At 66.6% G+C, this 12,881-nt stretch carries 13 protein-coding genes; 4 read left to right on the plus strand and 9 right to left on the minus strand.

Going from position 1 to position 12,881, the window contains the following annotated elements:
• Nucleotides 1-59: 59 nt before the first annotated feature.
• From BSF38_RS06050 to proB, 6 genes are all read right to left on the minus strand, one after another.
• Complete coding sequence (locus BSF38_RS06050; protein WP_076343928.1) at nt 60-593, minus strand: NADH-quinone oxidoreductase subunit C; 534 nt, start codon at nt 591-593, stop codon at nt 60-62.
• Nucleotides 594-660: 67 nt separating this feature from the next.
• A complete protein-coding gene (locus BSF38_RS06055; RefSeq protein WP_076343930.1) occupies nt 661-1,365 on the minus strand; it encodes an NADH-quinone oxidoreductase subunit B in 705 nt (234 codons plus the stop codon).
• Nucleotides 1,356-1,775, minus strand: coding sequence for an NADH-quinone oxidoreductase subunit A (locus tag BSF38_RS06060; protein ID WP_076343932.1), 420 nt, complete (start codon nt 1,773-1,775; stop codon nt 1,356-1,358). The genes BSF38_RS06055 and BSF38_RS06060 overlap by 10 nt, the downstream gene beginning before the upstream one ends.
• A gap of 316 nt (nt 1,776-2,091) precedes the next feature.
• Complete coding sequence (locus BSF38_RS06065) at nt 2,092-2,946, minus strand: hypothetical protein (protein ID WP_076343934.1); 855 nt, start codon at nt 2,944-2,946, stop codon at nt 2,092-2,094.
• 231 nt (nt 2,947-3,177) lie between these two features.
• A complete protein-coding gene (locus BSF38_RS06070) occupies nt 3,178-3,903 on the minus strand; it encodes a hypothetical protein (protein WP_076343936.1) in 726 nt (241 codons plus the stop codon).
• A 68-nt stretch (nt 3,904-3,971) separates the two neighbouring features.
• On the minus strand, nt 3,972-5,138 hold the full coding sequence (gene proB / locus BSF38_RS06075) for a glutamate 5-kinase (protein ID WP_076350623.1): 1,167 nt from the start codon (nt 5,136-5,138) through the stop codon (nt 3,972-3,974).
• Between the two features lie 309 nt (nt 5,139-5,447).
• On the opposite strand from proB, the gene BSF38_RS06080 reads away from it, so the two are divergent.
• Nucleotides 5,448-7,043, plus strand: coding sequence for an amidophosphoribosyltransferase (locus BSF38_RS06080; protein ID WP_076343938.1), 1,596 nt, complete (start codon nt 5,448-5,450; stop codon nt 7,041-7,043).
• 76 nt (nt 7,044-7,119) lie between these two features.
• Here the strand turns inward: BSF38_RS06080 and BSF38_RS06085 are convergent, their stop codons facing one another.
• Genes BSF38_RS06085 through BSF38_RS06095 form a run of 3 tightly spaced genes read right to left on the minus strand, consistent with a single transcriptional unit; the run spans nt 7,120 to nt 8,662 of the window.
• Nucleotides 7,120-7,476: a hypothetical protein gene (locus BSF38_RS06085; protein WP_076343940.1), complete on the minus strand. Its 357-nt coding sequence runs from the start codon at nt 7,474-7,476 to the stop codon at nt 7,120-7,122.
• A 29-nt stretch (nt 7,477-7,505) separates the two neighbouring features.
• Nucleotides 7,506-8,147, minus strand: coding sequence for a tRNA (guanosine(46)-N7)-methyltransferase TrmB (trmB, locus tag BSF38_RS06090; RefSeq protein WP_076343942.1), 642 nt, complete (start codon nt 8,145-8,147; stop codon nt 7,506-7,508).
• Between the two features lie 14 nt (nt 8,148-8,161).
• Complete coding sequence (locus BSF38_RS06095; RefSeq protein ID WP_076343944.1) at nt 8,162-8,662, minus strand: 3-hydroxyacyl-ACP dehydratase FabZ family protein; 501 nt, start codon at nt 8,660-8,662, stop codon at nt 8,162-8,164.
• 259 nt (nt 8,663-8,921) lie between these two features.
• Here BSF38_RS06095 and BSF38_RS06100 point away from each other — a divergent pair, with 259 nt between their 5' ends.
• The 3 genes from BSF38_RS06100 (at nt 8,922) to BSF38_RS06110 (ending at nt 12,862) form a co-directional block, all read left to right on the plus strand.
• On the plus strand, nt 8,922-9,752 hold the full coding sequence (locus BSF38_RS06100) for a sugar phosphate isomerase/epimerase family protein (protein WP_237170760.1): 831 nt from the start codon (nt 8,922-8,924) through the stop codon (nt 9,750-9,752).
• Between the two features lie 370 nt (nt 9,753-10,122).
• On the plus strand, nt 10,123-11,844 hold the full coding sequence (locus tag BSF38_RS06105; protein ID WP_237170761.1) for a thiamine pyrophosphate-binding protein: 1,722 nt from the start codon (nt 10,123-10,125) through the stop codon (nt 11,842-11,844).
• Nucleotides 11,845-11,998: 154 nt separating this feature from the next.
• Entirely contained in the window at nt 11,999-12,862 is an 864-nt protein-coding gene (locus BSF38_RS06110) for an ABC transporter permease (RefSeq protein ID WP_076343950.1), read from the plus strand.
• Nucleotides 12,863-12,881: the final 19 nt, after the last annotated feature.

The following is a 12,881-nucleotide window of genomic DNA, read 5'->3' on the forward strand; positions in this document are numbered from 1 at the left end:
CGAACGCGAGTGCAAGAAACCGCCGAGGATCGTCGCTTCAAGGGGCCGGGCCGCGGCGGTCAGGACTCGCCGCGGGTGAGCTTCGGGAAGTTGTGCCGTTCGCCCCGGCCTCGGAGCGGGTAGTCTTTCCGCAGCGGATAGGCGACGAACTCGTCGGGCATGAGAATCCGCCGCAGGTCGGGGTGTCCCGCGAACCGCACGCCGAACATGTCGAAGACTTCGCGCTCCATCCAGTCGGCGCCCGGCCAGAGCGGCACGGCCGACGGCAGCGTGGGATCGGGGTCGTCGACCCCCGCCTTGACGACGATCATCTCGGCCGTCTCAAGGTTGCGGAGCACGTAATGGACCTCGAACCGGCTCCGGGTCCGCCCCGGGTAGCCGAGGTAGTCGGCCCCGCCCAGCTCCGCCAGCAGGCCGAAGCCGCAACGCGTCTTGAGAGCGGTCAAGAGCTCGATCAATCGCGACGGGGGGACGAAGAGGCGGAGGTTGTCTCGGAACCTCGACTGGCTGAAGACCCCTTCGCCGAACACCGAGGACAGCGTCTTCAGGGTTTCGGCGTGCGGGTCGACGAAATTCGACGTGGCGGTGCTCATCGGGGCGCGGGGCTCCTCGAAGGATCAAGCGAACCGACGCGGGCGATGGCGTGCGTGGCTCGCGGGTTCATCGCGTCTCCTCGACGCCCAGCTTGGCCGGTCCGCCGGGAATGCGGTAGCCGAACCGGTCTTCGTCGCCGCGCTCGGCGGCGATCCCGTCTCCGGCCGGCACGTTGCGTTTCTCGATCAGGTAGCGTTCGCGATCGCGGAGTTCGGGCAGGCCCTCGTTGCCGAAGGTCGTGCCCCCCTTCTGCACCTTCTCCTGGATGTCGAGGATCGCTCGGAGGATCTGCTCGGGGCGAGGAGGACAGCCGGGGATGTAGACGTCGACCGGGATGAACCGGTCCACCCCCTGGACGACCGCGTAGGTGTCGAAGATCCCCCCGGTGCTGGCGCAGGCACCCATGCTGATGCACCACTTGGGCTCGGGCATTTGCAGCCAGATCCGCTGGAGCACCGGCATCATCTTCATCGCCACCCGGCCGGCGACGATCATCAGATCGCACTGGCGCGGGCTGAACCGCATGACCTCGGCGCCGAACCGGGCGATGTCGAACCGGCTGGCTCCGACCGCCATCAGCTCGATGCCGCAACAGGCCGTGGCGAACGGCATCGGCCACAGGCTGTACTTGCGGCACCAGTTCACGACCGAATCGAGCGTCGTGACCTGGACGTTCTCCGGGACTTCGAGGTGCTCGGACGGCGTGACGATCAGCCCCGACGTCGACGACGTCCTCCCCGCCGGAGAAGAGGCTCCCGAAGTTACCGCCATTCGAACACTCCCTTTTTCCAGACGTACGCGAAGCCCGCGGTCAGGATCGCCACGAACACCATGATCTCCCAGAAGACGAGCATCCGGAAGACCGCCGGGATTCCCACGATCAGCGGGGCCGCCCCCGCCGCGGCGGGGATCGCCGCATCGGCGCTCCACTGGCCCACGGCCCAGGGATACAAGTAAAGCAACTCGACGTCGAACAGCAGGAAGACGATCGCCACCAGGTAGAAGCGGACGTCGAACCGTTGCCGCGCGTCGCCGATCGGGTCCATCCCCGACTCATAGGGCATCTGCTTGACCCGGGTCGCCTTGCGGGGACCTAGAACCGCGCTCATGACCAGCATGCTCAGCCCGGTCCCGACCGCGATGATCAAGAACAGAAAAATCGGCGTGAAATCGGTGCTCATCGTCTCAACAACTCTCTCGACCGATTCGCTGGGACAACAACCTTGTGAAGTGTTTCACAAAGTCTTCCCAAAAAAAAAGACGGCACGGAAGCTGGCGGTGGCGACCCGGGGGCGCGGTGGATGTTCCGTCGCGGGAGAGCCCGGGTGCAACGTGCTCAGAGTGTCACGTGCGAGGGCGTCGCGGCCGAGCCGTGACGCGATGACAGGCCCCATTGTAGGGATTGATTCGCCAGCGTCAACGAGCTAGCGGTTTCCAGGCCTATTTCGGCGGCGGTGCGGGGGCGTTCCGGCTCGCCGCCGAGCGTCCCGGCGGCTCTCACGGCGTGATCGGAGGGGGAGCCGGCTTGGTTCGCGGCCGGCTCGGGGTTTGCGCCCCGGCGCTCTCGCTCTGGACGGCGCGATCGAGGATTTCGGACGGCTTGCGGCCGCGGCTTCCAGTCCCGGAAAGGCCTGGGATCGGCGGCGGCGCGGGAGTCGTGCTGCGTCTGCGCGAGCTTGGAGCGGCGGCGGCGGAGCCGGCCGATCGTCTCGGCGGGGTGATGATCCGGTCCGGCGAGTCGGCGTTCTCGCCCTCGATCGGCTCGTCGTCCGTCGCTTGTGGTTTGTCGCCTTCCGCGCCGGCAGCTGCTCGTTTCGGCTTTTGCGCTTTGCGTCCGCTCCCCGAGCGGCCCGCCGACGACAGGTCGCGGCTCGCCTGGTCCCGGGCCTGGTTGTATTTCTTCAGGGCCGCGGCGCGCTTGCGAGGGTCTTTTGCGCGAAGATAGTCGAAATAGAGGTTGGTGATCGAGGCTTGCTGGTCCTCGAATTTCACGTCGGCGTCGTGAGTCGGGCGGAAGGCGCGGCGATGTTCGCTGATCTGCGACCGGTACAGTTGGTCGTAGCGGGTGCCGACGTTTCCCGAGCCGATCCCGTTAAGATAGCTCTCGAACTGGTTCGCCCCGCGAACTCCGCGATTGATGCTCGGGTTGCCGACGCTGTCAAGCGGCCCCGGCGCGATTGGGTAGACGTAGGAGTCGTACTGCGAGTTGAACGGGCGGAACGGATCGGGCCCGAATCCCTGGGCGAAGACCGAGATCGGCGAGACGGCAAGGAGCAGCAGCCAGGCCGATGCAGTCGCGAGCCGGAGACCGAACCGCCGGCCGCTGCGAGAACGGGGTCGAATCGAAGTCATGACGGGCCTCTCCACCGATCGGATCACCGGGAGCGTGCGGGATCAATCGACGCCCTGAGCCATTGCACAACCTTTCAGTGTACGCCTTCTCCATCTTCGCGAGAAGACGTCGACGGCGCCGCCCGGCCACGACCGGCGCGTACGGGTTCAAGCCCGCACGATCATGTACCGTTCATCGGCCGCCAGGGCGGCTGGATGTGAACCGCCGATCGGCGTTCGGACCGTCGCCGATCAAGATCCCGACGGTTGCGGCGATGGGGGAAGATACTCCGGCGTCGCCTGCGTTCCCGCCCGCCGGCTGGCCGCTCGGCGAGCCGAAAAGACGATCTCGGGCTCGATCCGCAAGACCGCAAGTCGTCCCGGCCCTCGAACCACCAGGTCGCCGCCGCCGTCGGTCAGCAGCACGTGGCGGGGAGCCAGCTCGACCGTTGCCGGGGCTCCGTCGCCGGCTTCGATCGTGATCGTACCTTCCAGGACGATCAAGAGGCGTCGGCCAAGCGACGACGACCCCGGCGGCAACTCCGTCGATTCTTCGATCCACCGGACCTCGTACGAGAGCGGAAACCGGAGATCGGCGTCGGCGACGATCGCGCCCCCCTCGACGGCCGGGAGATAGTCGTAGCCCCAGACCTGGATGAACCGCTCGCGGAAATGGTCGGGGGGCTCGCCCTCGAACCGCAGGCTCAGGAGATCGACGGTCGGCTCGATCCCGACCGGCAGACCGCTCGGGACGATCAGCAGATCGCCCGGCCGAACATCCCGCGTGCGGTGGTTGTACGCGGCCGTCATGGGGGCCTGAAGCGCGATGGCGTAGAGGGTTCCATCGGGCTCGTAGAGCAAGGCGTCCGAGGCCGGGCGGTACAGATCGAACGCCGGGTCCCACGCGCGGATCTCGGCCGAGAGCGGATCCAGGGCCGTGGGATCGTCGAGATTCGCGGCGAGCCAGGGTGAATTCACGTGGGGCTGCGTCCGATCTTGGATCGTGGTCGTGGAGGTCGGGGCGGATTGGTTCCGTTGCGTGGGCGTCAGAGGATCAGGACGAGGTTGTCGCGGTGAATCACCTCATCATAGAGGGAGGTCCCGAGCGTCTTCCGCGCCTGGAGGGTGTGTTGGCCGCGAATCGAGCGGGCGTCGGCGGCGGTGTAGTTGGTCAGGCCGCGGGCGAACTCCTGACCGCTCGCATCGCGGACGGCGACGACGTCGCCTTTCTCGAAGTCCCCCTCGACCTCGACGACGCCGATGGCCAGCAGGCTGTTGGCGCCGGATTCCAGGGCTTTACGGGCGCCGTCGTCGACGATGAACCGTCCTCGCGGCCGCGCGGTCGATCCGATCCAACGCTTGCGCGCCTTGTGGTTCTGGCCATGGGCCAGGAACAGGGTGCCGACCTCGTCGCCGGCCAACAGCCGGGTCAAGGGGTCGGGTCGGGTACCCGAGGCGATGATCACCGAGCCGCCGGCGTGGGTCACAAGGCGGGCGGAGGCCAGCTTGCTCTGCATGCCGCCGGTCCCCAGGGCGCTCCGGCCGCCGCAGGCCAGGTTCATCACGCGATCGTCGATCACGGGAACGCGCGAGACGACCTCGGCCGGGCCCGGCAGGGCGGGGTCTGTCAGGTAGAGGCCGTCCACCACGCTGAGGATGACCAGGAGCGGCGCCTGGATCAGGTTGGCAACCATCGCGGCGAGCCGGTCGTTGTCGCCGAACTTGATCTCGTCGACGCTGATCGTGTCGTTTTCGTTGATAATCGGCACCGCGTTCCATTCGAACAACGCGTGCAACGTGTTCCGCATATTGAGATAGCGGAGGCGGCTGTCGAAATCTTCGTGGGTGAGCAGGAGCTGCGCCGCGTGCCGGCCGTGCTTGCGGAGCCCGTCGTCGTAGGCGCGGATCAGGTACGACTGGCCGATGGCGGCGGCGGCTTGCAATTGGCGGAGGTTGTCGGGCCGGCCCTTGAGCCCGAGCCGGCCGATCCCCGCCCCCACGGCGCCCGAACTGACCAGGGCGATCTTGCGGCCGGTGTCCATCACCTTGCTGATCTGTTCGGCCAGATGGTCGATCTTCGCCAGGTCGAGCCGACCGTCATGGCCCGCCAGCACGCTCGTCCCCACCTTGACGACCCAGGTCTGGGCCGACAGGACCACCTCGTCGCGCACCAGGTCGCGAGTCGGGTTTGCGCTCGAGGGTGCCCCTTCGATCCGCGTGGTCCAGACCGGCGTGTTTTTTTGAATTTCGGCGTCGATGCTCAAGATATAGCTCGCAATCCATCCGCGGCGGCCCGGCGTGCGAAAGCTGGGAGGACTCGTCCGTTTCCTCCCGTCGCACCGACTGAAATCGCAACGTCCCGGGCCCGTGAAGGTTGTAGGAAGCTGCACCCACTATTATAATGACGAGTCGGTGGGGGCCTAGATGAAACTCGGCCTTCGGCCTTCTCTCCGACCGTCTCTACTTCTCCACCACATTCGCTCCCGGTCCCTTACCGGACCGGAAAGGGGAACACCTCATCCATGGGTGAACTTCACCATGAGTGCGGCGTCGCGGCGGTCTTTCATGCACCTGGAGCGCCTGTTTCGCCGCTGGCACCAATAGCCGGTGACATGAACAGCGTCGCGAGGCTGGTGCCGCGGATGCTTCTGGACATGCAGAACCGGGGGCAGCTTGCGGCGGGGATGGCGAGCTACCGTTCCGACCGCAACGCGCTGATCAAGGTTCACAAGGAACTGGGGACGGTGGCCGAGGCGTTTCGGCTCAATCACAAGGCCGAATTCGAGAACATCATGACCGGGGTCGACGGGCCGGCGGCCATCGGCCACGTTCGGTACGCGACCTGCGGCGGCGACGACCGCTACAACGCCCAGCCGTTCGAGCGCGACCACGGCCGCAAGACCAAGTGGTTCGCCTTCGCCTTCAACGGCCAGCTCGCGAACTACAAGGCGCTGAAGGAAGAACTGCTCGCGAAGGGGGACTATCACCTCAAGCGCGACACCGACACCGAAATCATCATGCACGCTCTGGCCTACGAGCTGCAAACCGAAGACTCCGACCCCGACTGGGTGGGAATCTTCCGCCGCCTCTCCGAGTGGTTCGACGGCGCGTACAACATCGTGCTGTTGACGGCCAACGGCGAGCTGGTCGTCGCCCGCGATCCGCTCGGGTTCCGTCCGCTCTGCATCGCCCAGAACGGCCCCTTGTTCGCCGCGGCGAGCGAGAGCGTGCCGTTGGCGAACCTCGGTTTCCGCGACATCGAGTCGCTTGAGCCCGGCACGCTCGCCGTCGCCAGCGCGTCTGGCGTCCGGATCGAGCGCTACGCCCCCTCGCCCCGGCAGGCGCACTGCTTCTTCGAGTGGATCTACTTCGCGAACGTCGCCAGCACGCTCGACGACCGCTCGGTCTACCTCAGCCGGGCCGGACTCGGCAAGGAGATGGCGCGGCTCGAAACGGTGCCGCTCGACGAGGGGACGATCGTCGTACCCGTGCCCGACACCGCCAAGGCCGCGGCCGACGCCATGGCCTTCGCCCTCGGCGTGCCGTCGGTCGAAGGGCTGATGCGCAACCGCTACGTGGGCCGGACGTTCATCGAGGGGACGGCCGACCGCGCCGCCAAGGCGCGCCTCAAGTACACCCCCCTGCCCGAGGTTCTGGCCGGCAAGCGGGTGCTCCTGGTCGAAGACAGCATCGTCCGCTCGACCACGATGCGGGCGCTCGTCCACGAGATCCGCGACCGCGGCGGCGCTCGCGAGATCCATCTTCGCGTCGCCTGTCCGCCGATCATCGCGCCGTGCTATTACGGCATCGATATGTCCAAGCGCGACGAGCTGTTCGCCGCCAAGTACGCCGAGTTCGACGGCGAGCGCTACGTCGTCTCGGAAGAGGCCCAGGACCGCATGGCCAAGGAGCTGGGCGCCGACAGCCTCCGCTACCTGCCGGTCGATTCCATCGCCCGGTCGGTCAGCCTCTCCCCCGAACGCCTCTGCCGGGCCTGCATCACCGGCGAGTATCCGACCGACACCGGCACCGAGCTGTACCAGATCGAGCTCGCCGCGAGCCTCGGCGTCGGCCCTTCCAAGAACCGCGCCTACGAGACCGTCGCCGGGCCGGCCTGACGCCCGGCCACTCGTGAGACGAGCCGTCGCGTTGCTTCCGCCGCACCCGGCCAGCGACGCGACGTCTCGTCGGCTTTTATGAACTTCGCTTGATAACCGCCGTTGCGCCGGCGTCCGTGGCTGCGGGGCTCGGCGGCGACCATCTCTTGGGTGGGAGCGGCATGCTCTTCGGAATCGGCTCCCAGGGCCGGTCGGCCGCTTCCTCAAAACAGCGGCTCATGTAGCTGTGCCAGTCGGCGGCATGCAACATGGACTCAAGCCCGCCGCTGTTCCTCCTGTACTCCGCGCCCAGACGGGCGTGCCGATCGGCGAGGTCGAGGCAACGGTCGCGGCGCTGGCTGGTCTTGTCGGCGGCCCATGAGAGTGGGATCGCCAGGACGGCGACCGTCAACATCAGGTCGCGAACACTCAGCTTGATCCGCTTGATCGGCATCGTTCAAGCCTCCGATCCCTCAAGGACACTCAGGGCGTCGCCGTCAGCCGATAGCTCGATCGATAGACGGGGCGGCCTTCGATGCGGTATTTCCGTTCGAAGTTCGTCAGGTAGTCGTGGTCGTGCTCGGGGTCGTTGAGCGGCGGCGGGTCGATCTCGGCGAATCGGGGCTCGCCGGCGAGCAGCTCGCGAATGACGCCGTGATATTCCTCGACGTCGGTGGCGACGTGCAGCTCGCCGTTCGGTTCGAGGACGCGGAGGATGCTCGCGACGAGCGTCTGATTGAACACCCGGCGCTTCTTGTGCCGCTTCTTCCACCACGGGTCGGGGAAGTAGACGTGGACCTCGCGGACGCTCGCCTCGGGGATGCGTCGGGCGAGCAAGGCGCCGGCGTCGGCGGGCCACATCCGGACGTTGGTCACACCGGATTTGACCGCGCGTTCGGCGGCGAGTCGAGCGTACTTCTTCGCCAGCTCGATCCCGAAGCAGCCGAACTCCGGGCGCTGCAAACCGGCGTTGACAAGGAACAGGCCCTTGCCCGAGCCGACTTCGACGAGGATCGGGCGACCGTCGCCGAACAGGTCGGGCCAGCTCAGCGGCGCGTCGGGCGGGAACCGCTCGGGTTCGAGGAGGACTGAGGAGACGTCGAGATCGGCGCGGGGGCGTGTCATGGGGCGGTTCGGTTTCAGCTCGGGCTTTCGTTTTGGCTGGACAGGGTGACGCCGATCATCTGGCCATGGAAGACCATGTTGCCTTCGACGAAACCCTGGACGTCGAAGATGGTCTGGCGGCGATGCAGCCGCCTCGCCTTGCCGATCAGCAAGAGTCGATCGCCGGGCCGCACCTGGCCACGGAAGCGCACGTCTTCCATGCCGCCGAATCCCACGAAGCCGTCCTGCACCAGCTTGGTGTGGACGCAGTAGCAGCTCGCGAGCTGCGCGGCGGCCTCGCACATCAGGACGCCAGGCAAGAGCGGGTAGTCGGGCATGTGGCCGCGCACCCAGAACTCGTCCGGCAGAACGTCCTTGTAGCCGACGATCAGCTTGTGCTTCTCATCGATCGAGACGATTGCCGTAAGTTGTTCCATCTCGAAGCGCTGGGGGTTCAATCGGCGGATCTGTTCCCGATTGAGCAGGACGTGCGACGTGTCGATGGATGCGGGGTCGACCAGGGTCGCTGGCGGCATGCGCGGCTTTCCTTTCTTCTCTATCGCGGCATCGACCCGAAGCACGCACAGGCCCGCGGCGCTGGGCCAGCGGGTTGGTCGGTCGTTTCCGGGTCCCATCGGCTTGCCTGTTCAGCCCCCTGGGTGTGATCAAAGAAGGGCGGTGCGGTGGTCCGGAGCCGTTTCGCTGCTATCATGACTCCCAGAGGACGGTTCGACAAGAGGTATCACAATCGGTCGGCGACCATCGGGCGCGGCCTTGACGACAAGGAAGGCGAGTGTGGCCAGGCGCGTGCTCGGAACGATGATCGTTTACGGCTTTCCCAAGGCTCGCCTCGACGACGAGCTCGATCTGGCCGAATGGATCGGCGCATCCGTCCTCGAAATTCTGCCGCTCTGGAACACCCTCCCCGACCCGAGCCTGCTCCAGGCGAAGGTCGCCGGCCGGGGGCTGGCGATCCACAGCGCCCACGGCTGCTGGGGGGGCGAATCGATCCGCGCCGGTCGGGTCGACCTCGGTTCTCTCGATCCCTCGACGCACCGCGATTCGGTCGACGACCTGAAGCGTTGCGTCGATTGGCTCGAAACCGCCGGCGGCGCCAAGCTGGTCGTTCACCCCGGCGGCCTCTCGGACTCGACCGACCGCGACGCCCGCGGCGACGCCCTGGCTCGCGGCTTGCTGGCCGTCGCCGACCACGCGGAAGGGACCGGGGTCGTCGTCTGCGTCGAGAACATGCCTCCGGGAGTTTTCCCGGGGAGCCGGACGGAAGACCTCGCCCGCATCCTCCACGATCTGGATCATCCCCGGCTCGCGCTGGCGATCGACACGGGCCACGCCCATATCACCACCAACGCCGCCACCGAGACCCTCGCCGCTCGCGGCCTGTTGGCGACGACCCACGTCCACGACAACGATGGTCGGCAAGACTCGCACCAGCCCCCCGGCCTGGGCTCGATCGACTGGCCCGCCTGGTTTCAGAGCCTCGACGCGATCGACTACCAGGGGCCGATCATCCTTGAGTGCATCCGTAAGATTCGCGAGGACCGGTCGCGCTATCGTCCCGAGATCCTCAACCCGTTCGTCGACCGTCGCGCGGCTCCTCGATCCTGAAGTCCAACATGAGACTTCCGGTTATGACGGTCGACCGCCCATCGGCCCGTCCGAGGTCGATTATCAGACTCCTCGCGGGACAGCCCGCGCGGCGAGGATGCCGATACGATCACGACGGAGTTGCGCATCCTGACGCATCACCGACAGGGCCCGGAGAGCGGTGCGGACCGACCGGGCCGGCGGACCAGGATGAGAACTATCCGAAGGGAGTCGGATCGTGTCACCAAGGCTCAATCGCCGTGAGGCGCTGGGGACGGCCGTGGGTGTGGCGGGAGTGGTCGCAACGGCGACGACGGCAACCGCACCCCAAGCCGAGGCCGGCCCTGTCGAACTCGGCCGCTTCGCTCGTCGAGAGGGCGTTCGCGGCCGGATGACGGGCGCACAGGCCGCCGCCGCCGCACTCCGCTGTGAAGCCGTGCGGTGCGTATTCGGGATTCCCGGCGCGCAGAACAACGATCTCTGGGACGCATTCAAGGCGTACGAGGTCCCCTACATGCTGGTCGCGCACGAAGCGTCGGCCAGCGTCATGGCCGACGCTTCGGCCCGCGCCACGGGAGAAGTCGGCGTCTTCTCGGTCGTTCCAGGACCGGGGCTGACGAACTGCCTGACCGGCATCGGCGAGGCGCTCTACGACAGCGTCCCGATCGTGGGGATCGTGACCGACATCGACCGCGCGGCGAATGCGCCGGTGGGCCAGGTTCACGGCTTGCCCAATGAGGCCCTTCTCCGGCCCGTCGTGAAGGCCCTGTTCACGGTCCGCCACCAGGCGGAGATCCCCGGCGCGATCTTCCAGGCGTTCCGCGTCGCCCGGTCGGGCGAGCCGGGGCCGGTCGGCGTGATGATCCCCTACCCGTTCTTCAACGAAGTCTGGGACTACGACCACGCGCCGCCGCCCCCCCTGCCCGTCCCGTTCGACGAGGCCGCTTATCAGCGGATCGTCGGCCATTTGCGGGACCGCCGCAAGCGGATCGGTATTTATGCGGGCGTGGGATGCGCCGAGGCCGGTCCGTCGCTCGCAGCCGTCGCCGAGGCGCTCCAGGCGCCGGTGGCGACCTCGGTCAGCGGCAAGGGGGTGATCCCTGACGCTCACCCGCTGGCGGTCGGCTGGGGTTACGGCAAGCAAGGCACCCGCGCCGCCGAGAAGGCGTTTCAGGACGTCGACCTCGTTCTGGCAGTGGGCGTGCGGTACAGTGAGGTCTCGACCGCGAATTACGCGATCCCCAAAACCGACGTGATCCACGTCGACATCAATCCCGAAAATCTCGGCCGCAACGTGCCGACGCTCCACTGCCTGTGCTCGGACTCGCGGGTCTTCCTCGACCGCCTGCTCGGGGACGTCGCCACGATCTGCCGTCCCCCCGCCCCTGCGCTCGTGCAGAAGATCCAGAACCTTCGGCAGGTCGACCGCTGCGAGGCGCGGACGGTCAAGATCGAGCCCTGCGTCGACCCCATGTACTTCCTCAGCCAGCTTCGATGCGTGCTAGGCCCCGAGGAGCTGATCTTCGTCGACGTGACGGCCTCGACGCACTGGGCGTCGGAGACGGTCGAAGTGCAGGCGTCGCGGCGGTACTTCACGCCGAGCGACAACCAGAGCATGGGCTGGGCGATCCCCGCTTCGATCGGCGCCCAGCGGGTTCGGCCCGACCGCCACGTCGTCTGCGTCACCGGCGACGGCTGCTTTTTGATGTCGGCCATGGAGCTGTCGTCGGCCGCCCGTCTGGGACTGCCGGTCAAGTTCTTCGTGTTCGACGACGGCGCGTATCACTACATGCAGATGCTCCAGGAGCCGGTATACCGCCGGACGACCGCGACCGAGATCGCACATATCGACTACGCCGCGTTCGCGAAGGGCGTGGGCGTGGGATACAACCAGATCGCCTCGAACGCCGACGTCGTGCCGGGCATTCAGCGCACCTTCGGCCTCGCCGGGCCGATCCTCACGCACGTCCGGGTCAGCTACGACGGGCGCGAGATCCGATGGCTCAGCGCGCTCCGCTCGCACTACATCAACGAGCTGTCGAACCGGCAGAAGGTCCGGCTCGCCGCCCGGATCGGCGTCCGCGCCGTAACTCCCAAGGACGACAGCGATTGACGCGCGGGTTTCGAGGCGCGCGGACGGCTCGAACGGGGATCTTGCGGGTTGATCTTCCGTGATGGGGAGGTTCCTCGTAAGATCCCGGCCGTCGAGGCTGTGGGCGAAGGGATTTCGTCGCGAATCGACGCTTGGAGACGGGTGTTTTTTAAACATGGATGTCTGTAACGAAACTTCGGTCGCGGCCACAGACAGCTTTCCAGCGCCCCCGTCCGTCCGTCAGACTCCGAGCTGGTCGCGCCGCATCCAGACCGACTACGCCGAGCTGACCCGGTTCTGGCCGGTCGTGCAGAACATGGTCATGCAAGAGCTGCACGTCCGCTATCAGCGGTCGTTCATGGGCTTCCTCTGGACGCTCATCAACCCGCTCTTGATGATGATGATCCTGTCGATCGTGTTCTCCAACCTGTTCCCCTCCAGAGAGAACTACAGCGTGTTTCTCCTGGCCGGGATCGTCCCCTGGACGTTCATGGCGGGGAGCATCTCCGAGGCGACGGCCTGTATCCTGGTCAACGAGGGGCTGATCCGCAAGATCTACGTCCCCAAGCTGGTGTTCCCGCTGGTGCGGGTGCTCATTAACCTGGTAACGATGGTCCTGTCGTTGGCGGCGCTCTTCGTCTTGCTGTTGCCGTTGGGCGCCCGGCCTTCACTGCCGATGTTGCTGCTGCCGGTGGCGATGGGGCTGTTCGTGGCCTTCACGCTCGGCCTGAGCCTGCTGGTGGCGACGACGAACACGTTCTTCCGCGACTGCGCGCACCTGGTTTCGGTGTTCCTCCAGGCCTGGTATTTCGCCACTCCGATCATCTACCATCTCGAGGATTTCCCCGAGCCGGTGCGGTGGCGGTTCTGGCTCAATCCCGCCTTCTATTTCATCGAGATCTTTCACGACATTCTCTGCGAGGGGCGCTGGCCGCAGATCAGTTTGATGATCATCGCCGCCGTCCTCGCGACGGTCAGCCTGGGGGTCGGTTATGCCACGTTCAAGTCCAACGAAGACAAGATGGTATTCCGACTCTGAGGGCCGGAACCGTGGCGTT

Origin of the sequence: Paludisphaera borealis (genome assembly GCF_001956985.1) — a bacterium.
In the GTDB taxonomy this organism is placed as follows: domain Bacteria; phylum Planctomycetota; class Planctomycetia; order Isosphaerales; family Isosphaeraceae; genus Paludisphaera; species Paludisphaera borealis.

What these genes read in the sequence shown, in the direction of transcription:
- BSF38_RS06050 (WP_076343928.1), bottom strand. Translation starts at nt 593, where the DNA reads ATGAGCACCGCCACGTCGAATTTCGTCGACCCGCACGCCGAAACCCTG.
- BSF38_RS06055 (WP_076343930.1), bottom strand. Translation starts at nt 1,365, where the DNA reads ATGGCGGTAACTTCGGGAGCCTCTTCTCCGGCGGGGAGGACGTCGTCG.
- BSF38_RS06060 (WP_076343932.1), bottom strand. Translation starts at nt 1,775, where the DNA reads ATGAGCACCGATTTCACGCCGATTTTTCTGTTCTTGATCATCGCGGTC.
- BSF38_RS06065 (WP_076343934.1), bottom strand. Translation starts at nt 2,946, where the DNA reads ATGACTTCGATTCGACCCCGTTCTCGCAGCGGCCGGCGGTTCGGTCTC.
- BSF38_RS06080 (WP_076343938.1), top strand. Translation starts at nt 5,448, where the DNA reads ATGGGTGAACTTCACCATGAGTGCGGCGTCGCGGCGGTCTTTCATGCA.
- BSF38_RS06085 (WP_076343940.1), bottom strand. Translation starts at nt 7,476, where the DNA reads ATGCCGATCAAGCGGATCAAGCTGAGTGTTCGCGACCTGATGTTGACG.
- trmB (WP_076343942.1), bottom strand. Translation starts at nt 8,147, where the DNA reads ATGACACGCCCCCGCGCCGATCTCGACGTCTCCTCAGTCCTCCTCGAA.
- BSF38_RS06095 (WP_076343944.1), bottom strand. Translation starts at nt 8,662, where the DNA reads ATGCCGCCAGCGACCCTGGTCGACCCCGCATCCATCGACACGTCGCAC.
- BSF38_RS06105 (WP_237170761.1), top strand. Translation starts at nt 10,123, where the DNA reads ATGACGGGCGCACAGGCCGCCGCCGCCGCACTCCGCTGTGAAGCCGTG.
- BSF38_RS06110 (WP_076343950.1), top strand. Translation starts at nt 11,999, where the DNA reads ATGGATGTCTGTAACGAAACTTCGGTCGCGGCCACAGACAGCTTTCCA.